The 26580-nt window shown below is 65.7% G+C and carries 19 protein-coding genes and 1 tRNA gene; 6 read left to right on the top strand and 14 right to left on the bottom strand.

The window, feature by feature from the left end:
* Positions 1–7 precede the first annotated feature (7 nt).
* Entirely contained in the window at positions 8–4222 is a 4215-nt protein-coding gene (locus Q1L59_RS06290; RefSeq protein WP_300329594.1) for an SNF2-related protein, read from the bottom strand.
* A 42-nt stretch (positions 4223–4264) separates the two neighbouring features.
* Positions 4265–5311, bottom strand: coding sequence for a tRNA preQ1(34) S-adenosylmethionine ribosyltransferase-isomerase QueA (gene queA / locus Q1L59_RS06285; protein ID WP_300329591.1), 1047 nt, complete (start codon positions 5309–5311; stop codon positions 4265–4267).
* A 130-nt stretch (positions 5312–5441) separates the two neighbouring features.
* On the opposite strand from queA, the gene Q1L59_RS06280 reads away from it, so the two are divergent.
* Positions 5442–5528, top strand: a tRNA-Leu gene (locus Q1L59_RS06280).
* A 319-nt stretch (positions 5529–5847) separates the two neighbouring features.
* Here Q1L59_RS06280 and cobA read toward each other — a convergent pair.
* Positions 5848–6615, bottom strand: coding sequence for a uroporphyrinogen-III C-methyltransferase (gene cobA / locus Q1L59_RS06275; RefSeq protein ID WP_300329588.1), 768 nt, complete (start codon positions 6613–6615; stop codon positions 5848–5850).
* 268 nt (positions 6616–6883) lie between these two features.
* Here cobA and Q1L59_RS06270 point away from each other — a divergent pair, with 268 nt between their 5' ends.
* Entirely contained in the window at positions 6884–8572 is a 1689-nt protein-coding gene (locus tag Q1L59_RS06270; protein ID WP_300329586.1) for a nitrite reductase, read from the top strand.
* 125 nt (positions 8573–8697) lie between these two features.
* Positions 8698–9024: a cytochrome C gene (locus Q1L59_RS06265; protein WP_300329583.1), complete on the top strand. Its 327-nt coding sequence runs from the start codon at positions 8698–8700 to the stop codon at positions 9022–9024.
* A 55-nt stretch (positions 9025–9079) separates the two neighbouring features.
* Here the strand turns inward: Q1L59_RS06265 and pyk are convergent, their stop codons facing one another.
* Positions 9080–10492: a pyruvate kinase gene (pyk, locus tag Q1L59_RS06260; protein ID WP_300329580.1), complete on the bottom strand. Its 1413-nt coding sequence runs from the start codon at positions 10490–10492 to the stop codon at positions 9080–9082.
* Between the two features lie 427 nt (positions 10493–10919).
* Between pyk and tagH the strand changes: the two genes are divergently transcribed.
* Positions 10920–12083 carry a type VI secretion system-associated FHA domain protein TagH gene (gene tagH, locus Q1L59_RS06255; protein ID WP_300329577.1) on the top strand — a complete coding sequence of 388 codons (1164 nt, stop codon included), beginning with the start codon at positions 10920–10922 and terminating at the stop codon, positions 12081–12083.
* Positions 12084–12127: 44 nt separating this feature from the next.
* Positions 12128–12898 carry a protein phosphatase 2C domain-containing protein gene (locus Q1L59_RS06250; RefSeq protein WP_300329574.1) on the top strand — a complete coding sequence of 257 codons (771 nt, stop codon included), beginning with the start codon at positions 12128–12130 and terminating at the stop codon, positions 12896–12898.
* Positions 12899–13002: 104 nt separating this feature from the next.
* Here Q1L59_RS06250 and Q1L59_RS06245 read toward each other — a convergent pair whose 3' ends face one another.
* The 10 genes from Q1L59_RS06245 to Q1L59_RS06200 all read right to left on the bottom strand — a co-directional run bounded on the left by Q1L59_RS06245 (position 13003) and on the right by Q1L59_RS06200 (position 24306).
* A complete protein-coding gene (locus Q1L59_RS06245) occupies positions 13003–15027 on the bottom strand; it encodes a serine/threonine-protein kinase (RefSeq protein ID WP_300329571.1) in 2025 nt (674 codons plus the stop codon).
* Positions 15028–15298: 271 nt separating this feature from the next.
* Positions 15299–15823 (bottom strand): energy transducer TonB, encoded by a 525-nt coding sequence (locus Q1L59_RS06240; protein ID WP_300329568.1) that lies wholly within the window; start codon positions 15821–15823, stop codon positions 15299–15301.
* Between the two features lie 125 nt (positions 15824–15948).
* Positions 15949–16677 carry an RDD family protein gene (locus tag Q1L59_RS06235; RefSeq protein WP_300329565.1) on the bottom strand — a complete coding sequence of 243 codons (729 nt, stop codon included), beginning with the start codon at positions 16675–16677 and terminating at the stop codon, positions 15949–15951.
* Positions 16674–16796: a hypothetical protein gene (locus Q1L59_RS06230; protein ID WP_300329562.1), complete on the bottom strand. Its 123-nt coding sequence runs from the start codon at positions 16794–16796 to the stop codon at positions 16674–16676. Before Q1L59_RS06230 ends, Q1L59_RS06235 begins: the two co-directional genes overlap by 4 nt.
* Positions 16797–16876: 80 nt before the next feature.
* On the bottom strand, positions 16877–18187 hold the full coding sequence (locus Q1L59_RS06225) for a DUF58 domain-containing protein (protein ID WP_300329559.1): 1311 nt from the start codon (positions 18185–18187) through the stop codon (positions 16877–16879).
* Positions 18188–19180, bottom strand: coding sequence for a MoxR family ATPase (locus Q1L59_RS06220; protein WP_300329556.1), 993 nt, complete (start codon positions 19178–19180; stop codon positions 18188–18190).
* Positions 19181–19188: 8 nt separating this feature from the next.
* Positions 19189–20319, bottom strand: a complete 1131-nt coding sequence (locus Q1L59_RS06215) for a DUF4350 domain-containing protein (RefSeq protein ID WP_300329553.1) — start codon at positions 20317–20319, stop codon at positions 19189–19191.
* Entirely contained in the window at positions 20316–21926 is a 1611-nt protein-coding gene (locus Q1L59_RS06210; RefSeq protein WP_300329550.1) for a DUF4129 domain-containing protein, read from the bottom strand. The genes Q1L59_RS06215 and Q1L59_RS06210 overlap by 4 nt, the downstream gene beginning before the upstream one ends.
* Positions 21916–22905, bottom strand: a complete 990-nt coding sequence (locus Q1L59_RS06205) for a stage II sporulation protein M (RefSeq protein WP_300329548.1) — start codon at positions 22903–22905, stop codon at positions 21916–21918. Before Q1L59_RS06205 ends, Q1L59_RS06210 begins: the two co-directional genes overlap by 11 nt.
* A 27-nt stretch (positions 22906–22932) precedes the next feature.
* A complete protein-coding gene (locus tag Q1L59_RS06200) occupies positions 22933–24306 on the bottom strand; it encodes a CorA family divalent cation transporter (RefSeq protein WP_300329544.1) in 1374 nt (457 codons plus the stop codon).
* A 333-nt stretch (positions 24307–24639) separates the two neighbouring features.
* On the opposite strand from Q1L59_RS06200, the gene Q1L59_RS06195 reads away from it, so the two are divergent.
* Positions 24640–26547 (top strand): potassium transporter Kup, encoded by a 1908-nt coding sequence (locus Q1L59_RS06195; protein ID WP_300329541.1) that lies wholly within the window; start codon positions 24640–24642, stop codon positions 26545–26547.
* Positions 26548–26580: the final 33 nt, after the last annotated feature.

The raw sequence follows: 26580 nt of genomic DNA, 5'->3' as shown, positions 1-26580 counted from the left end.
CTGGGCATCACTCGCCGCGGATCAAGGCGACGAGGTCCTCGGTCGAGGGCAGGGCAGTGGCCTCACCCTCGGCCAGGATGCTGTCGGCGAGGGCCCTTTTTTCGTGGTGCAGGTCGACGATGCGTTCTTCCACTGTGCCTTTGCTGACTAGGCGGTAGACGATCACCGGACGCAGTTGGCCGATACGGTGCGCGCGGCCCATGGCCTGGTCTTCTGCCGCCGGGTTCCACCACGGGTCGGTGATCACGACGTAATCGGCGGCGGTCAGATTGAGGCCGAAACCGCCGGCCTTCAGGCTGATCAGGAAGAGATCGCCCTGACCGGCCTGGAAGGCGGCGACGCGGCGACTGCGCTCGCCAGCCGGCGTGGCGCCGTCGAGGTACTGGTAGCTGATTCCGGCGGCGTCGAGCGGTTCGCGCAGCAGATTCAGGAAGTCGACGAACTGGCTGAAGACCAGGGTCTTGTGACCATTGGCGATCAGTTCGGCGGCGAGTTCGCCGAAAGCCTGTACCTTGGCGCCGGCAGTCGCTACCTCGGGGCTGACCAGGCGCGGGTCACAGGCGGCGCGGCGCAGGCGGGTGAGCTGCGCCAGGATGTTGAAGCGCCGTTGCGTCTCCGGGGCGCTGTCGGGCGTCTGCTCGATTTCCTGCGTCGCCAGTCGGCGCAGCGCTTCGTAGTGGCTGGCTTCAGCCGCTTCCGGGGTGACGGCAATGATCAGCTCGGTGCGCGCCGGCAATTCCTGCAGCACCTCGGCTTTCGTTCGGCGGAGGACGAAAGGCCCGACCAGTCGTTTGAGAACGTGTTGCGCCTCGCGGTCACGGTTGCGCTCGATCGGCCCGGCAAAGCGCTGGTTGAAACGATTGATGTTGCCGAGCAGGCCTGGGTTGGCGAAGCGCATGATCGACCAGAGGTCGGTCAGGCGATTCTCCACCGGCGTTCCGGTCAGCGCCAGGCGAAAATCAGCCGCCAGATCGAAGACGGCCTGCGAACGCTTGGCGGCGGCGTTCTTGATCGCTTGCGCTTCGTCACAGATCAGCGTATGCCAGGTGCGCTCGGCAAAGCGCTCCTGGGCAAGCAGCAACAGGGTGTAGGAGACGATCACGACATCCTGCGCTGCCGCTTGCTGGAGCACCTGCTCGCGCTCGGCTTCGCTTGCCTCGCCGTAGATGCGCGCATTCAGACTGGGCGCAAAACGCGCGATCTCGGCTTGCCAGTTGCCGCATACCGACGTTGGCGCAACGACCAGAGCGGGGCCGCCAGCGGCGCGCTCGATAAGCACGGCAAGCGCCTGTAACGTCTTGCCGAGGCCCATGTCGTCAGCCAGGCAGGCGCCCATGCCGGCGCTCGCCAGGCGCATCGCCCACTGGTAGCCGTCTTCCTGGTAGGGGCGCAGTGTCGCCTGCAAGAGACGCGGAACTTGTGGCTGACTGGCTTGCGCCTGGCGCAGCCTTTCGAGCGCCTGGTGGAACTCGTCGCTGGCTTGCGTCTGACTGCCGTCGAGCACCTCGTCGAGCCAGGCGGCGGCGATCAATGGGATCTTGCCGCCCGCCTTGTCGCTTTCGAGGACTGCCGCAAGGTCGCTCAGTTTCTGTTTCAGCGAGCGGGTTAACGCCGCATAGACGCCATCACCGATGGGGACGAAGCGGCTTTTCTGCTGCGCTGCCTCGAGCAGCGCGGTAAGCTGAATGACCAGTCCTTCGTCAAGCGTCGCCTGCCCGTCGAGGCGAAACCAGTCACGCTCGCGGCTGACGCGTACGCCGAGACGCTGTGCGTCTACCGTTACGACGCGTACGCTCTTGCCTTTCGGCCAGTCGATGGCTGCCACTGCCGGCAAGGTGGGCAGCGTTTCGACGGCGCTCAGCGCCAGTTCAGCGTCCTCGATGACCCAGCCCTCGGCGGCGTCGCCGTCTTCGAGAAAGGGCAGCGCGTCGATGACCGCTTCCAGATTCTGCTGTTCGGCGGCGAAATCGCGTTCAGTCCCGACCGTCTCGCCGTCGAGCACCGCCATCAGCCGTCGGCGCCCGGCGCCCGGCGCCATGCGCGGCCCGGCGCTGCCCAGCGGCACGACGACGAGGCGCAAGCCGAGATGTTCGCCGAGCGGCGAGAGCTCCGCATGCAGCCGCGAATCGCTGTCAACCCGGCGAGCCGCCTGCTCGGCGTCAGCGTGGACCTGGAAATGTCCGGCCAAGGCCCGCAGGGCCTTGTCGAGTTCGCTTTGCGCGGCTGGCTCGTTGACCGGCACGGCGAAGCGGCCGGAAATGAGTTGTGCCGCCTGCTGTTGCGCCTCGGTAAAGCGGACCAGGCGCAAGCGCTGTGCGCCATCGCGGACGAGTGTGATCAGGCGCAGCGCTTCCTGCTCGCGCCTTTCCTCAGGCGCCAACGGGTAGCCGTAGAACATCTCCTCGCCGCCTGGACGCAAGGGTGGCTCGATGCGCATCGCGTAGTGGTCGCCCTGGCGGAGCAGCTCAAGTTCGGGCACGCCCTCGGTGAGCTCGACGAGTTGTTGCGGCGATTCCGCCAGCGCCAGGTAGGGATGGCCGACGAGCGCTACGATGGCGGCTGCGAGGTCGAGACGGTAGCGTCCGCTGTAACCGCGTAGCGGACGAATGGCCTGGGCGACACGCGCATCGCGCGGCGCCAGCGATGGCGCATCGCCGACGAGCCTGGCCAGACTGATGTCGCGTCCCTTGCTCCAGCCGCGAACGCCGCTTTTCTGTTCCTGCGGTCTGATTGCGGTAAGACGGCCGCTCGCGTCGACCTCGATCAACCACCACAGGCGCGTCCCTTCGCGACCCGTTTCGGAGGGCTCCGTTGCGTCGGCGGCAAGCGCTTGCAGGCTGGTGAGAACCTGTCGCCATTGCTGGCGGGGTGCGGCGATAAAGTAGTTTTCCGGTGGATCGCGGCCATCGAGGACGGCTTCTGCGCCGTCAAGCATGCGCAGCAGCGTCTGCAGGTGGCAGGCAGTCAGGCGTTGCCGCAGACTGTCGAAAGTCGCCCGCCAACTTCTGGTCGGCTCTTGTTCGCCGCCTTGCGCCAGCTTGTCGCTACCCAGCCAGGCAGCGGCCAGCACGGCCCAGAGGTCGTCGACCGTCGCCGGGCGCGGTGGGGTGTGGCTTGGCGCGAAGGAACTGCGGCTGGCCGCGCCAGCGCCGAGACGGACGTCGATCGCTTGCATCCAACGGGTCCAGCTTGTGCTGTATGGCCCACGTTGCGGGTAGCTTTCGCCGCGACAGAACTTGCGGGCGAGCTGCAGATGCTTCGGCGTCGCCTGCGCGAGCAGGGCGATGACATAGAACCAGGAGTAGGTTTCCGGCAGGAGGCGCCGGGTTCCGCCAACGTCGCTGCGGCGTAGCTTGAAGGCGGCTTCAAAGGCCGCCTGGCCGGCCGCCCATTGGCCATCCGCGACAAGCTGCGCGGCGCGCACGCCCGCCGCAAGACCGCCGTCGATGCCGGCGAGGGCCAGATCGAACAGACTGCGCTCGCCGCGCAGCAGGGCGAGGTCGGCGAGCAGCAGGCGCAGCTCGACCGGCAGCGGCTCAGCCTGACGCGACACCTGGTCGAACGCCCATTCGACCACCGGCGCGAACTCGGTCCACCAGAAGAGGCTGGTGCTGGCCACCGCGTCGGCCGTCAGATGCGCGCGCCAGGTCGGGTCGATGCGGCTGAAGCTCAGGCCATCGAAGCCTTCGTAGATCGCCGCCTGAACTATCCCGCTCCAGTCGGACGAACGTGTGACGGCCTGACGCAGTTCGATCATCTCGTTGTGCGACGCGCCGGTCATGAACTTCGCCCGAATGTACGCGATGGTCGTCGATCCTGCCCCGGTTGGCCAGAGCTGGCCTTGCCCGGGCAGCCATTCCGGCAGCCTGTTGTGCTCGGTGATCAGGCGCGGCAGTATGTCGCCCGGATTGGTCTCCAGCAAGTCGCGGTAGAGTGGGATGCGTAGCGCGTCGACCAGGCGAAAGGCGGCGATCCGGCTCGGATCGACGACCAACAGTTCGCGACGACGTAGTTCGGCGATGGCCTCACGCGCAGCGGCGTGGTCGAACACCCGTCCGTCGACCGTGCGCAGGTCAAGGTCACGCAACATCGCCAACAGCTCGGTCTGCGAGTAATACGTCCACAACAGCGCGCTGATCAGCGCGACTCGGCGTGCATCGGGCGCCAGATCGTACTTGTTCAGGCGGTTCAGGACATTGGTGTTCAGGCGCAGTTGGGTCATGGCAGGCAGGGTCGAGCGGATCGGATTGGCGTGGTGGTGGACTCAGGCGCGGCTGAGCAGCATGGCGTCGCCGTAGCTGAAGAAACGATAGTTGCGGCGGACGGCATGGTGATAGGCCCGGCGAATCGTCGCCGTTCCGGCAAAGGCCGAAACGAGCATGAGCAGCGTCGAGCGTGGCAGGTGGAAGTTGGTGATCAGCCGGTCGACGACCCGGAAGGTGTAGCCGGGGGTGATGAACAGCGCGGTCTCGCCCGTCCCCGCCTGCAGCGCACCGCTCTGTCCGGCCGCTTCGAGCGCGCGCAGGCTGGTCGTGCCGACGGCAATCACCTTTCCCTGGCGCGCGCGCGCGGCGTCGACCGCGGCGACCGTCGCCGGCGGGATCGCGTAGCGCTCGGCGTGCATCCGGTGTTCGCTCAGGTTGTGTACGCGGACTGGCTGAAAAGTGCCGGCGCCGACATGCAGCGTCAGCCACGTCAGTTCGACGCCCATCCTCCGCAACTCGTCGAGCAGGGCTTCGTCGAAATGCAGGCCGGCGGTGGGCGCAGCGACCGCACCCGGGTGCCGGGCAAATACCGTCTGGTAGCGTGCCTCGTCGTCTGCCCCGGCGGCGTGCGCGATATAGGGTGGCAGCGGCAGGCGGCCGTGGCGTTCAATGAGGCTCCACACGTCACCGGCGCCGCAAAGTTCAAGCTCGAAGAACTCGCCGCGATCGCCGCTTCGCCCAAGCACGCTGAAGGTGATTGCCTCCTCGAGGCAAATCCGGCTGCCCGGTTTCGGCGCGTGGCTGGCGCGGATTTGGGCGGTCGCGTGTCGCGTATCGACGACGCGCTCGATCAGTACTTCGACCCGGCCACCGCTTTCCTTCTGGCCGAGCAGGCGTGCCCTGATCACCCGCGTGTCGTTGAAGACGAGCACGTCGCCCGGGTCGACCAGCCGCGGCAGATCGCTGAAGAGGAGGTCGCCGAAGCGCTCGTCGCCGACCGTCAACAGCCGGCTGGTCGAGCGCGCGGCAGCGGGCTGCTGCGCGATCAGCTCGGCGGGCAGGTCAAAGTCAAAATCGTCGATGGTCAGCATGGGCGGCGCGGGCATTCAGTTTGGGTATTCGGCAGCGTCTGGTGAGGACCAGCGCGTGCAGCGAGCGACTGTTCGTCGCGCTTGTCGACAGCATTGCAATCGGCGATAATCGAAGCCTCTTCCAGCCCGCTGCTCGCGGGCGAAAGCCGAGATGGCGGAATCGGTAGACGCAGCGGACTCAAAATCCGCCGATGGGAACATCGTGGGGGTTCGATTCCCCCTCTCGGCACCAACAAGACAACAACAGCAGAACAAGATTCGGACGGCACTACCGGTACGCCGGCAGTGACGGTTCCCCCGTGCCGTCGGTGGCCGAGCCGTTCAGGCGCTGCGCGCAGGGCGAGCATTCTAGCACGCGCGCCGCACGCGTCGGAGGCCGGCCATCCGGCCATCCGGCCGACAGCGAACGGTTTGCCGCGTCCGACGCGGCGACTCTGGTGACACGCTTCAACGGGCTAGGCGCGGGCTGCGCGCCAGATGATCCGGGTTTGGCGCGGTTGGCCAAGTCTGGCGCCCCGTCTCACGGCGCGTCGGCAAAAGCGTCGCCCAGCCTAGGTGGGGTGAAACCAGGCAAGTTTTGCCTGCAGGCGGACGACGGTGCCGACGATGATCAGCGCCGGGGCCGTGATCCCGGCGATTTCAACCCGCGCTGCTAGCGTCGCCAGGTCAGCGGTGACGACGCGCTGGCGCACCGTCGTGCCGCTGTGCACGACGGCTGCCGGGTGGTTTGCCGGCAGACCGTGCGCAATCAGTTGCCGACAGATTTCGGCCAGGCCACCGACGCCCATGTAGAAGACGACTGTCTGCCGCGGACGGGCGAGCGATGGCCAGTCGAGATTGACCGTCCCGTCCTTCAGATGGCCGGTGGCAAAGGCAACCGACTGCGCGTGCTCGCGGTGGGTCAGGGGGATGCCGGCGTAGGCGGCACAACCAGCGGCGGCCGTAACCCCAGGGACGACTTCGAAGCGAATTCCCGAATCGACCAGCGTCTCGATCTCTTCACCGCCGCGCCCGAAAATGAAGGGGTCGCCGCCCTTCAGGCGGACGACCTGTTTGCCGGCGCGCGCCAGGCGAACGAGCAGCAGGTTCAGTTCGTTCTGTGGCAAGCTGTGGTTCGAGCTTTCCTTGCCGACGTAGATCTGCTCGGCGTCGGAACGTGCCAAGTCGAGGACTCCGTCGGCGACCAGATGATCGTAGACGATGGCGTCCGCCTCGCCAATCAAGCGAGCTGCTCGCAGGGTAAGCAATTCGAGGTTACCTGGGCCGCTGCCGACGAGATAGACGATACCGCTGCGCGCCGCTGCTGGCGTTTCTTCCATTGCCTGTTTTCCGTCCTGGGGTCGATCAGGTTGCAAGCATAAGCGCCTCGCGCCGATGATTTCAACCCGAATTGACAAATAGCCATACAGATTGACAGGATAAGCGCGGCAGTTGTTGCCGAGCAGGCGCATTCTTGATCCAGGTCCATGGCTTGTTTGATCCAAGTCAAGGAACGATCCTTTCCGGCCGTGCCATCCTTGCGGGGTTCTCGGGCGGACCCGACCGCGGGCAGCGGCTGAGCAATTTCATAAGGAGAGGGAAGAAAGCATGCGGAAAGGAATGGGTAAGGTATTGATGCTGGCTGCGTTGCCGTTCGCCATCAACATGGCGTTTGCCGCACCGGCTGAGAAGGCCACAGCGCCTGCGCCGACGGCTGCAGCGCCAGCGGCTGCAGCAACGCCAACGCTTTCGGCCGAGGAGAAGGCCGCGGCGGGTAAGACCTACTTCGAGCGCTGCGCCGGTTGCCACGGCATGCTGCGTAAGGGCGCGACGGGCAAGAACCTTGAGCCGGCGAATACGTCCAAGCTGGGCAGCGCGCGTCTCGAAAAGATCATGTCCTACGGTACCGAGGGCGGCATGCCGAACTTCGACGATATCCTCTCGAAGAAGGAAATTGCCAACATGGCCGCGTATATTCAGATGCCGGCTGAGGCGCCGCCCGAGTGGGGCATGAAGGATCTGAAGGCGAGCTGGAAGCTGCATGTGCCGGTCGACCAGCGCCCGACGAAGAAGATGAACAACATCAACCTGAACAACGTCTTCTCGGTGACCCTGCGTGACTCCGGCGAGGTGGCGCTGATCGATGGCGATACGAAACAGATCTGGGGGATCGTCAAGACCGGTTATGCGGTTCATATCTCGCGTCTGTCGGCCTCCGGGCGGTATGTCCACGTGATTGGGCGCGACGGCCGTTACGATCTGATCGACATGTGGTACGAAAAGCCGACCATCGTCGCGACGATGAAGGCCGGCTACGAGGCACGTTCGATCGACACCTCGAAGTACAAGGGTTACGAGGACAAGTACGCTGTCGTTGGGTCGTACTGGCCGCCGCAGTACGCGATTCTCAACGGCGAAACGCTTGAACCGCTGAAGCTGATCTCGACGCGCGGCGTCACGGTCGATGGCGAGTACCATCCTGAACCGCGTGTGGCCTCGATCGTGTCGTCGATCATCAAGCCGGAATGGGTGATCAATATCAAGGAGACCGGCATGATCAAGCTGGTCGACTATTCGGACATCGCCAATCTGAAGGAAGTGACGGTCAACTCGGCCAAGTTCCTGCACGACGGTGGCTGGGATGCTTCGAAGCGCTACTTCCTGGTCGCCGCCAACGCCTCGAACAAGGTCGCCGTCGTCGACACCAAGGAAGGCAAGCTCGCGGCGCTGGTCGATACGGCCAAGATCCCGCACCCCGGTCGAGGCGCAAACTTCGTCCATCCGAAGTTCGGTCCGGTCTGGGCAACCTCGCACCTGGGTGCTGACGTGATCAGCATCATCGGCACCGATCCTGGGCGCAATCCACAGCACGCCTGGAAGGTCGTTCAGGAAATCAAGAATCATGGCGCGAACTCGCTGTTCGTCAAGACGCATCCAAAGTCGAAGAACCTTTGGGCGGATGCTCCGCTCAACCCGGACCCGAAGATGGCCGGCTCAGTCACCGTGTATAACATCGATGAACTGGGCAGCGCCGATCCCAAGCCGCAGGTGATCGATCTGGCGGCGGCGGCGGATCTGGGCAAGACGAAAGGCATTCAGCGCGTGGTGCACGGCGAATACAGCGAAAAGGGCGACGAAATCTGGTTCTCGGTGTGGACCGGCAACAAGACCGAGCCATCAGCGATTGTCGTGGTCGATGACAAGACGCGCACGGTGAAGGCAGTGATCAAGGATCCCCGCCTCGTTACACCGACCGGCAAGTTCAACGTTTACAATACTCAGCACGACATTTACTGATTCCTCAGCAGTAAGGTCGTCGATCGGCGGGGGGCTGCGGCCCCCCGCTTCGTGTCCGCCGCTTGCCGGCCGCTCGGCGACCCGTGGAGAGTGTGCAGCCGGCGACCAGGCGAAAGGAGAACGTGTTGAGAGCGCACATTTTGCTGTCGGTGCTGGTCCTGCTGTCGCGCGGCGCGCTCGCCGCGCCGCCGGCAGTAGACCCAGCGATGCTCGAGTTGGCCGACCGAAGCCGCTGTCTCACCTGTCATGACCTCGACGAAACCGTGCGCGGTCCGGCGTGGCGCGACGTTGCCCGGCGCTATCGGGGAAAACCTGAGGTTGAGGACGCTTTGGTCAGCAAGGTCCACGAGGGTGGTGGTGGCGCCTGGGGGAACGACTACATGTCGGCCAACAAGCGCGTCGGACTCGAAAATATCCGGGTGCTGGTGCGCTGGATACTCGCGCTGCCCTGAGCAACGCGCCACCTGCGGCAAGCGCCTGGCGCAGTGCTGGCGGCAGGCGGTGGGGTCAGACGCGAATGATGCGCACGCTGTCGGTGCTGCCAGCGCGCGGGCCGGCCGATCCGAAGACGACTGCGACGAGTTCGCCCTCGCGGACCATTCCTGCGGCGCGGGCAGCGGCGATCGAGATGCGCAGGGGGTCGGCCTCGAGATTTTCGGCCACGACCAGCGGCCGTACGCCCCAGACCAGGCTGAGGCTACCGAGGACCTGGTTGCCCATTGAGATGCCGGCGATCGGCATCTTCGGCCGAAAGGCGGCGACCCGGCGCGCCGTTTGCCCGCTGCGTGTCGGACAAAGAATTGCTGCGACACTCAGGTACTCGGCGGCTTGCACGGCGGCGTGAGCGACCGCCCAGGCGACGCGATCGGCGTCGGCAACGGTGATCTCGCCCGGATCGACGCGGTCGTGCGCCCAGGCCTCGGCCGACTCGGCGACTTCGCTCATCATGTTCACCGTTTGTGTCGGAAAGAGGCCGACCGCCGTTTCCTCGGAAAGCATCAGTGCGTCAGTACCATCGAGTACGGCGTTCGCAACATCATTCACTTCAGCACGCGTGGGCAGTGGCGAGCGGGTCATCGACTCGAGCATCTGGGTCGCCGTGATGACGGGTTTTCCGGCGCGATTGCACATCCGGATGATTTCCTTCTGGAGCAAGGGGACGCGGCGCGCCGGCATTTGCAGCCCGAGATCACCGCGGGCAACCATGACCGCGTCCGAGGCACTGATGATTCCAGGCAGATTGTCGACCGCCGCGGCGGTTTCAATCTTGGGCACCAGGGCCGGGCGCGGTCCGCGTTTGGGGAGCTGGGCGCGTACGCGTTCGACATCCTCGGCCCGGCGGACAAAGGAAAGTCCGAGGAAGTCAACCTTCGCCGAAATGGCCATCTCCAGTGCCAGCGCATCACGTTCGGTGAAAGGCTCGACGTAGGCCTCGGCGCGCGCAAGGTTCATACCCTTGCGCGAACGCAGCGTCCCGCCCCGCACGACCTCGGTGCGGACATCGTTGCCGATCGGCTGCAGCACGCGCAGAACGATCGCCCCGTCGGCGATGTACACGTCGTCACCGGGCTGCACCCAACTGGCGAGGTCAGGCAGGGTGGTGCCCACATGCTGCGCATCGCCGTGCCCGTCGTCGCTGCCGCTCAGGATGAACTCCTGGCCGGTGGCCAGCTCGGCGGCGTCGCCAGCAACCAGACCGGTCCGAATCTTCGGCCCCGGCAGGTCGACCAGTACGCCAACGCTGCGCCCGAGGACCGCCGACAGTTCGCGCACCAGGCGCACGTTGTTGGCGTGCGTCGTCATGTCCGAATGTGCCGCGTTGAGCCGGACGACGTCGACACCGGCGGTCAGCAGTTCCTGCAGCACCGCTCGGGCCGACGTGGCGGGGCCAATGGTGGCGACAATCTTCGTGCGGCGCATACGGTACTCCTCGATCCCTCGACCTGGCGGCGTCACCTTCCGCAATTCGAGCTTGTTCGTCGTGAGCCTCGGCGGAAATGGGCGACGGGTTTTTCGGCAAGGGCGGGAGTATAGGCAGCGCGTAGCGCAGCCGTCAATCCAGCTCCTGCCGCTCGGCTGGCGCTGCCTGGGTGGGTGTCGGCACAGGTGACCGCCGACCGGCGAACGCTTGTTGCCCGCCGCATACCGGTGTCTCGCCGGCTGCCGAAGGCGCGCGCCCTGGGGCGAGCACAGTCCTGGCTGGTGGTAGTCGCGGCCATCGGAGATCTTCACCGACGCTCCTCAGGCAAACCAACAGAGCAGGCGACTGAGTTCCGGGTTGCTGCTAAGATGGCTAATATTTGTCAAACAGGCCGGCTCGGGCCTCCCTGCCACCAGCGACCAGGCGATGCGTATTTCAGTTATTCGATTTCGAGGCGAGGCTCCCGCCCAGTCGATCAACTTTCATTTCGATGCACGTGGCGGCGCGTTGGGCCGGCACTCGGCCAATGAAATCGTCCTGCCCGATCCCGAACTGCGGATCTCGCGCGTGCAAGCCCGCGTCGAGTGGCGCGACGGGAGGTTCCTTCTGGTCGATGCGGGCACGAATCCCTCGCGGTTCAATGGCCAGCCCTTGGCTAAGGGGGTAGAAGTTCCGTTGGCAGAAGGTGACGAGATCTCGATCGGTGACTACGACCTGCGCGTCGATTTGGCTCAGCAGGCTTCGGTTCCAGGCGATCGGCCAATGGGACCGGCACCTGCTGGGCTGACTCGGTTCGCCCGTCGTGCGGCGCGCTGGGGGGTCGCGGTTCGCTCGTGGGACGATGCGCGCCCGAGCGACCGACCGTTGCCACCTGTCGTCGATCATCGACCGGCGCGCGCAGCAGGGTCGCCGGCCGCACCGCGTTGGCAAGGAGCTAGCCAGGTGCCGGTAATGCAGACGGTGCCGGAGGTCGCCGCCGAGCCAAGTGGCGAGGCAAGTGAGTTGCTCGCGGCGTTTCTGCAAGGGCTCGGCGTTTCGCTGAGCCTGCCAGCGCTCACGCCGGAGTTGATGGAGCGGATTGGCCACTTGCTGCGCGAAGCGACGCTGGGGGCGGTGAAGTTGTCGAAAGCGCGCAGCGAGACGGCGCGTGAGCTGCACTCGCCAGTCGCGATGGCAGCCGTCAAAGACAGCAATCCGCTCATGCTCGCGCCGGATATCGGCGTTGCCTTGGCGCAGCTCCTGCTCCCCCAGGTAGGTGCGTCCATACGGCCCGAGGAAGCACTGCGTGCGACCTTCGAGGATTTGCGGGCGCACCAGTGCGCGCTGATGGCCGGGATGCGTGCCATCTTGCCCGGCGTGCTGGGCCGGCTCGAGCCATCGGCTATCGAGCAGCGTCTGGCCGGCAGGTGCTTGCTTGACCGCTGCTTGCCAGGCAGCCGCAAGGCTCGACTTTGGGATCTGTTCGAGCAAACTCATCGCGAAGTAGCGCGCCAGGCGAGCGCGGATTTCGCGGCGGCTTGTGACGGTGAATTCGCCAAGGCCCACGCCGAGCAGTTGGCGCGCCTGCCGGTCAGCCCGGACGCGCGCTAAGCCGGCGGCTTGGCGCACGGTGGAACAAACGAGGTGAGGGACACATGCTTGAAGTGCAGACGTATTTTCTGTCCGAGCGAGGTGGGCGGAGCCGAAACGAAGACGCTTGCGGTTACTGGACCTCGGACACGGCTTGCTGCTGGACCGTCTCGGATGGTGCCGGCGGGCATGGCAGCGGCGACATCGCAGCACGTCTGGTCGTCGACACGATCCTGACGCGCTTCTCAACGACGCAGAGTGCCGGGCTGCACGACGCGGCGGCCTTGCTGCAAGCGGCCAACGAAGCCGTCGTCAGCGAGAAGGGCAGCGGCAATACCGCCGACGACATGCACGCCACGGCGGTACTTCTGCTGATCGACCGCTCCGGCGGAACGGCGGTTTGGGGACACGTCGGCGACACACGAATCTATCTTTTTCGTCACGGCCAGGTCGTCTACCAGACGCGCGATCATAGCGTCGTCCAAAACCTGATCGATGCCGGCTACGGCACTGCCGACATGATCCGGACGCATCCGCAACGCGGCTTGCTGACCTCAGCGATCGGTTCAAGCGAGGCGATCACGCTGTCCGTCGCGCACGAAGCTATCCCGCTGTTTTCGGGCGATGTTTTCCTGCTCTGTACGGACGGTTGGTGGGAGCACGTGGCGGAAGCCGAAATGGAAGAGCTGCTCGTTGATGCTTCGGGTGCGGCCGAGTGGCTAGGACTGATGCGCAGGCTGATACGGCGGCGTGCGCCGGGTGACAACGACAATTACACGGCGCTCTGTGTCACCGTTTCGGATCAAGTGCCGGACGAAACCACGATCATCCTCTAGGTAAACGAGCCTTCGGGTGGGCGAGCCTCTGGCATCGCCCCCGCACGCCGTGACAAATCCGCCGCAGCGCGTTGGCGGAACAAGTGCTCGCCAGACGTGCAGGTCTACCTGGCCTTGAGCATTGCGTCTAGCTGTTGGCCGAGGTCGGGTGCTGTTGTCCGGCGCACGCTCGTCTCGTCGGCGTCCTGCTTGGTCTTGCCCGTGGCGGTGACGCGTGCGGCACTTGCCTGGCGCCGGCTGTCGGCGGCGGCTTCTTCGACGCTGAAGCGCACGGCCGCATAGCTCGACGAGCAGGCCTCACCCGCGGTGCACTCGGGCGCTCCGAGCAGTGCTGCCCCGCCGGCGCCCGCTTGCTTCAGGCGCGTTTCGATCAGCGCCGCTGGCGTGCTGGCGACGCCGTCCAGGATCTCGGCGTGCAGCAGCGGAAAGCTGCGCGGTGCGGCGGACACGATGGCGAGCAATTGCCAGTTGCCTGCCGGCGGATCCGCCTGATACGCCCACGCTGGCCGCGGAAAGACGATCGGTTGGTCGGCGATGACGCGATTGTCCGCGTCGAGCGCATTGGGAAAGAGCAGGCTCAACCGAGCGGTCGCGGTATCGAGGAGCAGGAGATAGAGATAGCCGTGGCGCCTGCTGCGCAAGCTGAACGAGAGCGCGTCCCGGCCTATGGTCAGCGGCGTCTGCAGGTTGTCGATGCTGAGTTCGAAACTGCTGTCAGAGCTGGTGGCGATCGCCGACAGCGCCTGCTCGAGCGTGCTTGCCGGCGGGCGCGTGCTGCCTGGCGCTGCGGCATCGGCGGTGGCGGGTGCGTGCACCGGGGTTGCCGGCTGATCGCTCGCGGTCGGTGTTCTTGGCGGGCTGCCGAGGGTCAGCACCCACCCGGCGACGAGCAATCCTGCGCCGAGCGCTGCGCCGATGTAGTGCGCTCCGCCAAACTGCAGCGCGCGGCGGGACGCCAGCGCCGGAGCGGGGTGCAGCGGTTCTGGCAGGTGCGCTGCCGATGGCAATGGCGGCAGTGCGGCGGACGAGGAAACGAGCGTCGGCACGACGGCGGCGGTCGCTAGCGGCTGCGGGTCAGGCTTCGTCGCATCATCCGGTGGAGGGGATTCCGCCGGTCCGATGACCCGTGTTTCCAGCGGAATCTCCATCCACGTCGGCGCAAGTTCAGAACCGAAACCGAGCAGCTCGCGCATCTCACCGATCGATTGCGGGCGGTCTGCCGCGCGCACTGCGAGGCATTGGTCGATTCCACGCAGCAGTCGGTCGGAGTACGCGCCGGCAGCGACGACGGTCAGCGGTTCGTAGGAATCCTGCATGATGCGGTTGACGGATGCTGGCGGCGAACGGCCGACGACGATGAAGTAGACGACGGCCGCCAAGGCGTAGATGTCCGTCCACGGTCCCTGTTTGATGCCGGGCATGTCGGCGTACTGCTCGATTGGCGCAAAACCCGGTTTGAGGATGACGGTCAACGCCTGGGTCATGTCGCTGATGACGCGCCGCGCGGCGCCGAAGTCGAGCAGGACTGGCCGCTCGTCGCGCTGGATCATGATGTTGTCGGGCGCGACATCGCGGTGAAAACAGTTCTCGGCGTGGATGAGTTCAAGCGCTTCCATGATTGGGAGCAGCAGTTTGCGTATCCACTGCTCGTCCGGTCGCGTAAGCCGTTCCTTGAGTACCTCGCGCAGCGTCTTGCCGGCATAGAAAGGCATGGCCATGTAGGCCGTGCCGTTGGCTTCCCAGAATCGGAAAACCTTGACCAGAGCCTGATGGTCGAACTGGGCGAGCAGCAGTGCTTCGTTGACGAAGCTGCGACGGCCGACGTCGAACGTATCCTGGTGTCGCTCGGAGCGCACGACCACCGAAGAATCGACGCCGCGCTCGGCGAGCGATGAAGGCATGTACTCCTTGATCGCGACACGCCTCTTCAGCGAGTGATCTTCGGCCAGGTAGACGATTCCGAAACCGCCCTCGCCGACCAGATCGACGATCTCGAACTCGCAGAGGCGGGTGCCGAGCGGAAGCGCATTGTGCGAGCAGACGCGGGCCTTGCCGGGCGATCGAGTGACCGATCGCGGCTTCTCCGCGCCATCGAGCGCTATCGTCTTCTCGTCGTCGGAATCGGGCACGTCATCAACCTCGGGTACTTTTGGCGTCGCTGCCGGCAGAAAAACAAGTCAACATCTTCATCATAAACGGCTCAGCCGGCAAGTGCTCACCGATAAAACCGTCATTTTGTCGGCGCCCTGGAGTTCGACGACGGTGGGCAACACTCGCGCCAAGCGTTCAGATGGAAGCTGCCCCGGCCGACCCTGGTCCGCCCGCTAGTGAACGAGCGTCGGGTCCGACTTCGGCTTCGGCGGGTCTGCTGGCGGCTTCGGATCGAGGTCGGCGAGCGGCTTACTCAAGTCGGAAAACAACCGGCAGCAGCAGCTCGCGGGTCTCGCTCCAGGTCAAGCGGCCGAGCGTGCGGGCGGCACGTATGGCAGCCTGGTCGAGGATGGCATGGCCACTGCTGGCAGCGATGCCAACCTCGGTGATGCGGCCGCTCTCGTCAAGCGTCAGGAGCAGGCGAGTCTCGCCCTCCAGGCCGCGCGCGATGGCTTCCGGCGGATAGAACAGGTGTTGCGCCAGCTTACGCTGTGCACTCTCGACCGTGCGCCGGCTAGCGCGCGGGTCTACCGCCCGCGACGTTCGGTCAGGTGCGGCACGCGTGCGGCGCTGCTCGCTGTTCAAGGTGTTCTTCAGCAGCCGTTCGTCGGGTACCGCGGGATCGAGCGACGCTGACGGCGGTTGCGGCAGGCGCAAGGAGGCGTGCAGCCAAGTGCGCGGCGCTGCCGTGTTGGGCTGAACGATATCCGGCAGCAGCAGGCTGAGGTGTAGCGCTAGCGAGGCCGCGCAACAGGAGAGCAGGCGGGAGGACATGAACACCGCATTGTGAACGAAAAGGCGTGGGCAAGGGGATACTCAGGCGGCGGGTGGGGCTCAGCGGTTGCCATAGAGTGCTCTGGGCAAACGTGGCGCAAGGCGGAGTCGCCGTTGGCGCAGACCTATTGGCGGGACGAAGTGGCGCGATGTCCGCCCAGCAGAAAGTTGCCAATGCGGCGCAAGCGTTGCTCGGCGGCGGCACCGTCCAGGCCAGCGGTCAGCGGGCCGGCGGCGGCGGCAACTTCCGCTGTCCGTTCGCGCGTCAGGGTGCCAGCCCGCCGGGTAAACTCGATGATCGCGATCTGCTCGTCGCGGGTCAGGGCGAAAGGCGGCGCTTCGCTGCCCAGGCCATCGTCCGTGCTGAGATCGCGCGACACCCGCGTTTCCACATAGACGACCAGCGTTCCGGCGGCCAGGTCGCCGAGCCGTTTTCCGTAGGGATTGAGCAGGCTGGCAACGAAGCCCAGGGCGTAGCCGAGCGGGAGAAAATCGACCGCGCGCAGCGTGTTCCGCAGGAAGGCGCCGCGCCAACCCAGCGGGCGGCCGTCGTCATGCACCACGGTCAAACCGCAGGCCTGCTTGCCGGGCGTCTGCCCATGCCGGTAGACCTCGAAGATGATCGGGTAGAACCATTCGAGGGCGAACGCGCCAAGCAGCATCAGTCCGACCCCGAGGTCGCCGACCGAGTTTGCGGCGACCACCAGTGCCAGCCAGACGGCGAAGCGGATGAAGAAATCGATGAACCAGGCGCGTGCACGCGAGACGGGCCCGGCAACCCGCAGGTCGATCTGGCACGCCTCGGGTGTGGCGATCGTGCACAGCGTGTCCAGTCGTTCTTGATGGGCGTTCATCGTTCGAGCCGGATGCGCATGCCGCCGGCGGCGTGTAGCGAGGCGCCGGATGACGGCCGGGTCGCCGGGTCGCCAGCGCGCAAGAGCGGCGTATTGCATCGATGGTCGCTGTCAGTCATCGCGTTAGCCACACGGTGTCCATCGTCGCCTGGTGGAGTCGGGACGCGCCGCCGCGCTTTGGTTCGGCGTGCAGCGCACACTATAACTCGCCGGCACGCTTTCTGGCCCAGTAATGGTTGATCAGGGCAACCGGCAGTTCGCGCGGACTGACATCGAGAATGTGCAGGCCGTTGCGGCGGAGCAGCGCCAACTGACGCTGCCGCGCCTGCAGATACTCGAGGCCGGCGCCGCGCAGCAGGGCGGCGTCGAAATCGGTCACCGGTGCCTCGACAACCTCGTCGAGCACGGGCTCGCGCAAGCTGGCCAGCGTGAGCGCATGACGTTGTCGCAGGTAGTGGACGGCGGGCAGCAGCGTATCGTCGTCTTCATCGCGCAGGTTGGTAAGCAGGACGACGAGCGCACGCTTGCGCAGATGGCGCGTGAGGATTTCGCCGGCGGCCAGATAGTCGGGGACCTGCAGCGTCGGCTCGAGGTCGTACACCGCGTTCAGCAGCTTTTTCAGCGTCGCCAGCGACTTGCTCGGCAGCAATACGCGCGGCTGCGCGTGGCCGAAGGTCGCCAGACCGACGGCGTCACCCTGGCGCAGCGCGACGTAAGCGAGCAGCAGCAAGGCATTCAGCGTGTGGTCGAAGTGCGACAGATCGCCGTCGTGCGCGCGCATGCGCGCACCGCAGTCGAGCAGGAAGACGATCTGTTGATCGCGTTCGTCCTGGTACTCGCGCGCGATCAGGCGGCCGCAACGCGCACTTGCAGGCCAGTCGATGCGGCGTGGCGAGTCGTCCTGCCGGTAGTCGCGCAACTGATGGAACTCCATGCCCTCGCCGCGTCGGCGGCGCTGCAGGATGCCGATTTGCGATAGGCGGTGGTCGGTCGCCAGCAAGCTGTAGTGGGCGATGCGGGCGAAATTGGGATAGACGCGCAGTTCGTCAACAAGCGGGACGGTTTCCTGGACCAACCAGAAACCCAAGGGCGAGGTGGCGCGTAGCGTAAGCCCGGAAAAGGCGTGCCGGCCGCGCTGACTGACGGCGATCCGGTATGCCACGCGCAGATTTCGGCTTGCCTCGAGGGAGAACGACAGCGGCAGGCCGGCGCTGGCGAAAGCCGGCGGATGGCCGTCCTCCAGCCAGCCGGTGAGGCGGCCGGTGCTCAGCCGCAGGTGGAGTTCAACCGTCTGCCAGGTGCCAACCGGCATCGCGCGTGCGAACTCGCGCTGCGCGCTGAGCCGCCCGCGCTGACGGCGGGCGAGCACGGCGTCCACCGTGGCGATGGTTACCGCGGCCGCCGCGGTCGCCTGCCAGATCTCGGCGAGACGGGTGCTCGCCGCTGCAGCGACGCCGATCAGCAGACAGACAAGGGCGGCGAAGAGCAGCCGGCGCGCAGGCAGCAGCATCTACAGGCGCGGTGCCGGCACACGTTCGAGCAGGGCGCGCAGCAGATCGTCGGCCGCGAGCCCTTCGATTTCGGCTTCCGCCGCCGGTGTCACGCGGTGGCGCAGGGCAGGCAGGGCCACCGCCTTGACATCGTCGGGAGTGGCAAAGCCGCGTCCGGCCATCAGCGCGCGCGCGCGCGCCCCGCGAACGAGCGCGAGCGGGCCGCGCGAACCGGCGCCGCTGGCGAATCCGGGGGCTGCGCGGCTGGCGCGCACGATGGCCACGGCATAAGCGATCACGCGTTCGTCGAGCACGACGTGCGCGGCCCATTGCTGGAGGGCGAGCACGGTCGCCGGCTGGAGCAAGCTTGCCACCGGCTCAACGTCGAGATCGGCCCCGGTGCGGGCGCTGGTCACTTGTCGAGTCAGCGCGATCTCTTCGCTTTCACTCGGGTAATCGATGCGGATCTTGAACAGAAAGCGGTCGAGCTGGGCGTCTGGCAGCGGGTACGTCCCCTCCTGTTCGATCGGGTTCTGCGTGGCAAGCACCATGAACGGGCGTGGCAAAGGCGAGGTATTGCCTTCCAGCGTCACTTGCTTTTCCTGCATGGCCTCGAGCAAGGCCGACTGCGTCTTGGCTGGCGCGCGGTTGATTTCATCGGCGAGGAGCAGGTTGGTGAAGACCGGTCCCTGGCGCGTCACGAAACGGCCGCTCGCCGCATCGAACACGGTGTGTCCGACGACGTCCGAGGGCATCAGGTCGGGAGTAAACTGAATGCGTCGCGTCTGGCCGTTGAAGGTTCGTGCCAGCGCCTTGACCAGCAGTGTCTTGCCGAGGCCGGGGACGCCCTCGATCAGTACGTGCGCATCGGCCAGCAGCCCGATCAGGACCTCGTCGACAACCGCTTGCTGGCCGATGATCGCCTTGCCGATCTCGCTGCGCAGCGCATCGGCGATTTGCCTAGCCTGGCGCAGTTTCTCGTCCGGAAGGGTGGGGAGGATGGCGTCGTTCATTTCGGCTCTCACAGGTCGCGTTCAAGATTGCGCAGCAGGCGCAGCGCCGCAGTGAAGGTGCGTGGGTTGTCGGCCTGGCCGGCGAGCGCGGCGGCGATCGCGGCGGCTGGGCGGTGGCTGAGCGCGCCGAGGGCGACCGCGCGCGCCTCGGGTGGCAAGGCAGCAATTGCCGGCTGGCGCACCTGCAAACGGCGCTGAAAACGCTCGCGGGCCGGCGCTAGCAGCGCGCTGAGGCCACCTGAGCGCCACAGATAGCGGCCAATCGCGGCCAGATGCTCGCGCAGTTCGCGCCGCCCGGGCGGTGCATCCGGCCGGATGTTGCCGAAGCGCGGGACTACACGCCACACCCAGAGCCCGAGCAGCGCGCCGGCCGACAGGCATGCCGCCCAGGCGACCTCCCACAGCCAGGCAAAGAGCGTCGGCATGCGCAGGCGGGAGAGCAGGAGGACCTGCGGCTGCGGCGAACGGTCGTATCGTTCGAGCAGTGACCAGTAGAGTTCGGCGTGGTCGTTGTCACCGATTCGCGCGTTGCTCAACTGCTGGTCGAGGTCCACGGCCACCGTGAGATGCCCGCGACCGACGCTGAAATGGAGGATCTGCGCGGCGCTCGCGCGCCGTCCGGCGGCCCAGTCGGGCTGCCGCACGCCTGGTCGGAGCATGGTTTCGGCAAGATCGACGCGCAACGTTCGGTCGGCGCCGGGCAGGGCCACCTCGAGCACACCTGCTGGCTTACGTGAGCGCGCTAGGCGTGCGGACCGGCTGATGCCGAGGCTGTCGAGCAAGGGGTCGGCAACCCCGGGCAGCTCGGCGACGGCGATCAGATAGCCGCCGTTCGCCACCCAGTCGAGCAGTTCTTGCAGGCGCGCGGTCGACAGGAATTGCGGCCGCTGGCGGTCAAGGAACAGCGTGCCTGCGGGCGGCAGACGTGCGAGCACGCGGGCGTCGGAAGAACGCGCCAAGCGGCCACCCTGGCGCTCGGTGAAGCGCTCGAGCGCCAGGTAGGGGTTTCGCCTGGCTTCGTCTTGCGGGGGCTCGCGCTGTACGACCGGCACGCGCTCCAGGTGGCTGAGCAGCCAGAAGCCGGCGAGGCCGAGCACAGCGCAAAGTAGAAGCCCGGCATAAAGCGCGCGCTGCTTCATGGCGATCCACTGTGCCTGCCGAATGACGCTTGCCAGCCGCCGATCAGACGTTCGACCTGGTCGGCCGAGGGCAACTGCTGAGCATACGCGATGCGTCGCCAAGCCTCGACGATCTCGCCGAAGAAGTGTTCGCCATTGCCGTCAAGACGTCCGGCGATCCGCCGCAAGCAGTCGTCCTCGGTATCGGCGGCAAGAAAGCTTACGCCGTGTCGCTGGCTCAGGGCGACGATGGCGCCCCGGTAAAGCAGGCTGAGCGCCAGGCTGGGCTTGCCGGCGGCGAGAGCGCTGCGCGCGGCGGCTGCCGGATCAGCCGGGAGCGTCGCCGGGTCGAGGTCGAAACCGAGCGGAGCTGCCGGACCTGCCGCACGCGCGGTCGATGGCCGTTGCGGTCGATAGCGAACGAGGACGTAGATCAGGACGGCGAGCGCTACCCCGGCAGCGAACGGCAGGAGACTACGCACCAGTTGGGCGATCTGCTCGAGCACCGCGACCAGCGCGCGCAGGCCGGGCGACCCGGCGTCGCTCGGCGCTGCCGGGTCGGCGCGCCAACGCCACCTCCAGTCCTCGCGGACTTGGCCGAAGACTGGATCGGCGAGAACCGCGTCGATCGACTGCCGGGCTGCCGTTTGCTTTTCTGGCGCCGCGTGCCCGCTCGCCGGAAGGCGGTCGACCGCTGCGTCGGTATCGTCGTCGGCGGCGGAGTCGTCATCGGGCGCCGGACACTGGACGACAGTTTCCCCGGCGGTCGGCCTGGCGTCTTCGGCTGCCAGCCCCGGCGTCGGCCAGGCGGCTGCCGAGCAGAGCACGAGCAGGGCGAGCAAGGCTCCCACCTGGCCGCTCAGCGGCTTCTCCGCTTTCGGCGGCGCGGTGCGCTCGGCCAGTCGGCGCAGGCCGAGCTCGATATCCCAGGCCTCCAGCTCGCTGCGCCGGTTCAGATAGAGCGAGAAGCCGGAGGCGACGTAGAGCGGTTCGACGATGCTTTCGGCGAGCATATAGACCAGGTTGCCGATCAGATACTGCGAACGACTCAGGTCGTTGCCGAACCACTGCTCGATGGCAAGCGCCGACGAGTCTCCCGGGGCCAGGGCAGCGAGCACGATGAGCAGCGAAAAGGTGAGCAGCGAAGACATGTTGGCGCAGAAGAACGTCAGCCACGCAGCGTAACCGCGATAGTGGCGCGAAAGCAATCGAAAGCGCGCGCGGGCCGCGCTGCCTTGCTGCTCCTCGAGTTGCCAGACGGGCAGCAGGAAGGAACGCGCCAGGCTCAAACGGCGCAAGCTGAGGCCGGAAAGGACACCAGGACCGCGCAGCAGGCGCGGCAGTTCACCGGGCAGATCGCGCAGGTGGTCGTCGGCGGCAAACAGCGAGCGGCTGAAAACGTGCAGCAGCACGCGATCGAAGAGCGGTTTCAGCCACCAGAGGACGAGCCCTGCGTACTGCGGCCAGGGCCAGAGCAGCGCCAGGATACAGAGGCCAGCCAGCCAGTAGGTGAGCAGCCAGGCGCGATAGGCCGGCCAGCTCCAGGTGCGGAACATGGCGTGGCCAAGGTCGAGCGCTTCCCAGGGTGTTCGCCGACGCAGGTGGAGCGCGATCTGCTCAAGGCGCATCGGAGCGCCGCCCGGCGAGCAGCAGATAGGCCCAGGTGAGCAGCCAGCCGACGGTACCGACGACCAGCTTGACGGTCAGGTTGATGCCCGTCCGCGGTGACCAGAAGGCCTCGATGAAGGCTGCCAGAAACGTCAAGGCGGCAGCGCCGCAGAGCAACTCGGCGGCGATCTGAGCACTTTCCTTCAAGGCGGTCAGGCGGCTACGGCGGCCGGGTGCAACGAGCGCCATACCGAGTTTCAGGCCGGCAGCGCCGGCGAGCGTGGCGCCGGTCAGCTCGCTGGCGCTATGCCCGGCAACGAAGCCCCAGAACGTTTCGACGAAGCCGATCTGGGTCAGGTGCCCGGCCACCGCGCCGATGTACAAGCCATTGAAGACCATGTAGAAGATCGTCCCCAGGCCAAATGCGATGCCGCCGGCAAAGGCCTGGAAATCGATGCGCACGTTGTTGGCGATGTAGAAGGCCCACATCGCCCACTCGCTGGCGGCTGCGCGCGGCCGGCCCAGATGGGCTGCGCCAGGCGAATACATTTCCTCTATTTCGCCCACCGTTTCCGCCGAGAGGAGCAGGAAGGCAGCGTCCGGCCAAATCTGAACCGCTATCAGCATGCCGAGCAGAGGAACGAAGAGGAGCAGCGCGGCGGCGAGCACGACGCGCCACTCGCGGCGGACCAGGGCGGGAAATCCGTGCGCGATGAAGCGGAGAACGACGCTTCCTCCGGGCCGCGCGCTACCGTAGATGCGCTGATGCGCCGCCAGGACACGCCGGTGGAGATCGTCGGCAACTGCCGCCGAATAGTTGCGCGCACGGACCAGCGAGAGGTCGTGGCACAGGCGGCGAAAGCGGTGCGGCAGGTCGGCTGCAGCGAGCGTCTCAGCCGGCGCGCTGTTCGTCGGCTTCCATTTGCCACGGCTGGCCAGCCAATCGTCCCAGGCTTGCCATTCGGCCTGTCGGCAGGCGATGTACTGGCGCTCCTTCACGCGGCGGCGGGGCGATGTCGGGCGCGATCAGTCGGTTCGCCGGTTTTCCAGCTTGCGGCTGTGCGCTGAGCGCTTTTCGAAGAAGCGCAGCCCGAAGAAGGTGAGCGCACCGACACCAATCATCGCGATGGTGAACGCGGCATAGGCGAGCGGCCATGGAATCCCTTGCGTCATCATCGAGAACTCGGACATTCCACCCATACCGGCGAGAACGTTGATCGGCATGAAGATGACGCTGAGTACGGTCAGCCGCTTGATGTCCTTGTTCTGGTTGATGTTGATCGCGCTGTCGGTGGCGTCCATCAGGAAGTTGATCTTGTTGAACAGGAACGCGGTGTGCCCGTCGAGCGACTCGATGTCGCGCAGGATCTCGCGTACGTCGGCATGCTGCGCCTCGGAGAGTACCTTGCCGCGCATCAGAAAGGACAGCGCACGCCGCGTATCGAGGACGCTGCGGCGGGTGCGGCCGTTCAAATCCTCGGCTTCGGATATCGCGGTCAGGATGGCCGACGCCTCCTGGTCGCTGGTGTGCGAGCGCAGCACCTGGCGGCCGACGCGGTCGAGCTCGGCGTAGACGTCCTCGAGCGCGTTCGCCGAGTACTCGACATCGGCGGCATACAGGTCGAGGAGGACATCGCCGCCGCTGCTCACATACCCGGGGCGCGTCCGCGCGCGGGCGCGCTGCAGACGGAAGACCGGCAGCTCTTCGCTGCGCACGGTGAACAGCACGTCGTTTTGCAGAATCAGTGCAACCGGTACGTTGCGCGATTCATCGCGCGTGTCGAGCAGAAAGTCGGAGTGCAGATGAGTATGGCCTTCTTCGTCGACATAGAAGCGCGCGCTCGCCTCGAGGTCGGTGAGGCCGCCGGGATCGGGCAGATCGACTTCGAACTGGTTGCCGATCCAGGCACGAATCTTCTTGGTCGGGGCGATCAGGTCGACCCAGATCGGCTTGACGCCTTCCAGATCCTCGGGCTTTTCGACCGAAATCTGGCGCAGGCGGCCATCGCGCAGCTCGAAGGCGGTGATCGCGGTTCTCTCGTTGCGATAGTGGCTATCGTCGATCAGTTCCTCGAGCACATCGTCGGGCAGCAGGGCAAGGATCGGGTCGGCGCCTTCCTTGACTTCGTTCCAGACGACCAGGCGCTCGTTCGGTTCGAGCGATTCGATGATGTAGGCGATTTCTCGCGGCGGCATCATCTTCAGCTTCTGGCGCAGTTCCTTGCGATACTGCTGCTGCAGCTCGACATCGACTTCGTCCTGGTCGGGCGTCGTCTGTTCGCGCACCAGATCTTCGACCAGCTTCTGCAGCGACAGCAGCGAGCGCACCTCGGTCAGATGAACGTCGGCGATCCGCTTCTCGAGCATTCCTGGAACAAGCTGCCTATTCTCTTCGCCCATGATTGCGACCTCCCGACGCCAAGTGTAAAAACAGACAATTATAGCACTCGGTCATTTGCCGAAACGGGTGCTGCCGGGCGCTGCAGAATAGCCTGAAACAATTCGCAATGACTCGCTGCAGTCGAGCCGAAAGATGCGTTTGTCGATTCCGACCGGGCATTACGCAGTGTAGAATGCCGCGGTTTCGTGTTGCGCTGCAATAGGGAATCTGGCGAGAGCAGGCAGACGGCGCGGCCTTTGGCGACGGCGCTGCACAGCGAGGGGGGCGGTCGCGCCGTCGTTTGTCCGCCCAGCGCGACGGGAGACTGGTCATCCACTAAGGGGGAGAGGAAAATGACTGCAGAAAATGCGCCGCACGGCGGGCAATCCGGCTTGGCGGCGACCGCGCTGGCGGCGATGGGGGTCGTCTTCGGCGATATCGGAACCAGCCCGTTATACACCGTGCGCGAGGTCTTCGGCGGCCATCATCCGGTGGCCGTCACGCCCGACAACGTTCTCGGGATTCTCTCGCTGGTTTTCTGGGCGATGACGATCACCGTGTCGATGAAGTACGTGCTGGTGATCACGCGCGCCGACAACAAAGGCGAGGGCGGCATCATGGCCCTGACTGCACTCGCGCTGCGTACGGCGAACGCCTCGCCGCGCGTCCTCTGGCTGCTCTCATTGCTGGGGATTTTCGGCGCCGCCCTGTTCTACGGCGATGCCGTGATCACGCCGGCGATGTCGGTGCTCAGCGCGGTCGAGGGTCTCGAAGTGATCACGCCGCTGCTCAAGGCGTACATCCTGCCGATTACCGTCACCATTCTGGTACTCCTCTTCTTTTTCCAACGCAACGGAACGGCCGCCGTCGGTGCCTTGTTCGGACCGGTGATGATGCTCTGGTTCGCCACGCTGGGCGTCCTCGGCCTGTGGAATGTGTTGCAATATCCGGAGGTGCTGGCGGCGATCAATCCGTGGTATGCGATCAGGTTTTTTGTCGATAATCAGGGTCTGGCCTTCCTGGCGCTGGGTTCGGTCGTACTCGCGATCACCGGTGGCGAAGCGCTCTACGCGGACATGGGCCATTTCGGCCGTCGGGCGATCAAATGGGCCTGGTTCGCCTTCGTCTTTCCCTTGCTCTATCTCAACTACCTCGGGCAGGGCGCCTTGCTGCTGCACGATCCGAAAGCGATCGAGAATCCCTTCTTCCTGCTGGCGCCCAGCGAACTGCTGCTCGTTCCGCTCGTCGTCCTGGCCACCGCCGCCACCGTGATCGCCTCGCAGGCGGTCATTTCCGGTGCGTTCTCGCTCACCAGCCAGGCCATGCAGCTCGGCTATTGCCCACGCATCCAGGTGAAATTCACCTCGGAGCGCGAGAAGGGGCAGATCTACGTGCCGAACATCAACTGGCTGCTCCTCCTCTCGGTGATCGTCGTCGTCGTCGGTTTCCGCTCGTCGTCGAATCTGGCAGCGGCCTACGGCATCGCCGTCACCTTGACCATGATGATCGATACCATCCTCGCTTTCGTCGTCGTGCGCGCGCTATGGAAGTGGAACTGGACGTACGCTGCGCTGTTCCTTCTCTTCTTCGTGATCGTCGACTTTGCGTTCTTTTCCGCCAACGTGACCAAGATCCTTGACGGCGGCTGGTTTCCCCTGGTGCTTGGCCTGTCGGTCTTTGCCCTCCTGTCGACCTGGAAACTTGGTCGCAAACTCCTTTACGAAAAATTGCAGTCGGAGTCGATACCGCTGGATGCGTTCATCGAAAGCCTGGCTACTGGCGGACCGCAGCGTGTCGAGGGAACGGGCATCTTCATGACCGCCGAGCCGCAAGGCGTGCCGCGTGCGCTGCTGCATAATCTTTACCACAACAAGATCCTGCATAAACGGGTCGTGCTGATCAACGTCGTTACCGAGGATGTGCCGCACGTCCCGGACGACGAGCGGGTGCGCGTCGAGACCTTGTCGGCCGGCTTCTTCCGCGTCTTCGTCCGTTACGGCTTCAAGGACGATCCGGACGTGCCGCGCGTCATGGATCTGTGTGCGACGCAGCACGGTCTGCGTTTCGAGATGATGGAGACATCGTTCTTCCTGGGCCGCGAAACGGTGGTCACGATGCCGATTTCCCGGCGCTCGCGCATGGCCTACTGGCGCCAGATCCTGTTTACCTGGATGTTCCGTAATGCCGATACGGCGACCGCCTTTTTCAAGATTCCGCCCAACCGGGTCGTCGAACTGGGAGCACAGGTCGAGTTGTCGTAAGGCGACTGCCCATTGCCGCGTGCGCAATCGCGT

The sequence above is a fragment of the Accumulibacter sp. genome, assembly GCF_029255125.1.
Lineage (GTDB): Bacteria > Pseudomonadota > Gammaproteobacteria > Burkholderiales > Rhodocyclaceae > Accumulibacter.
Note: the sequence above shows the minus strand (reverse complement) of the source record. Positions and strands in the feature narration are given on the sequence as shown.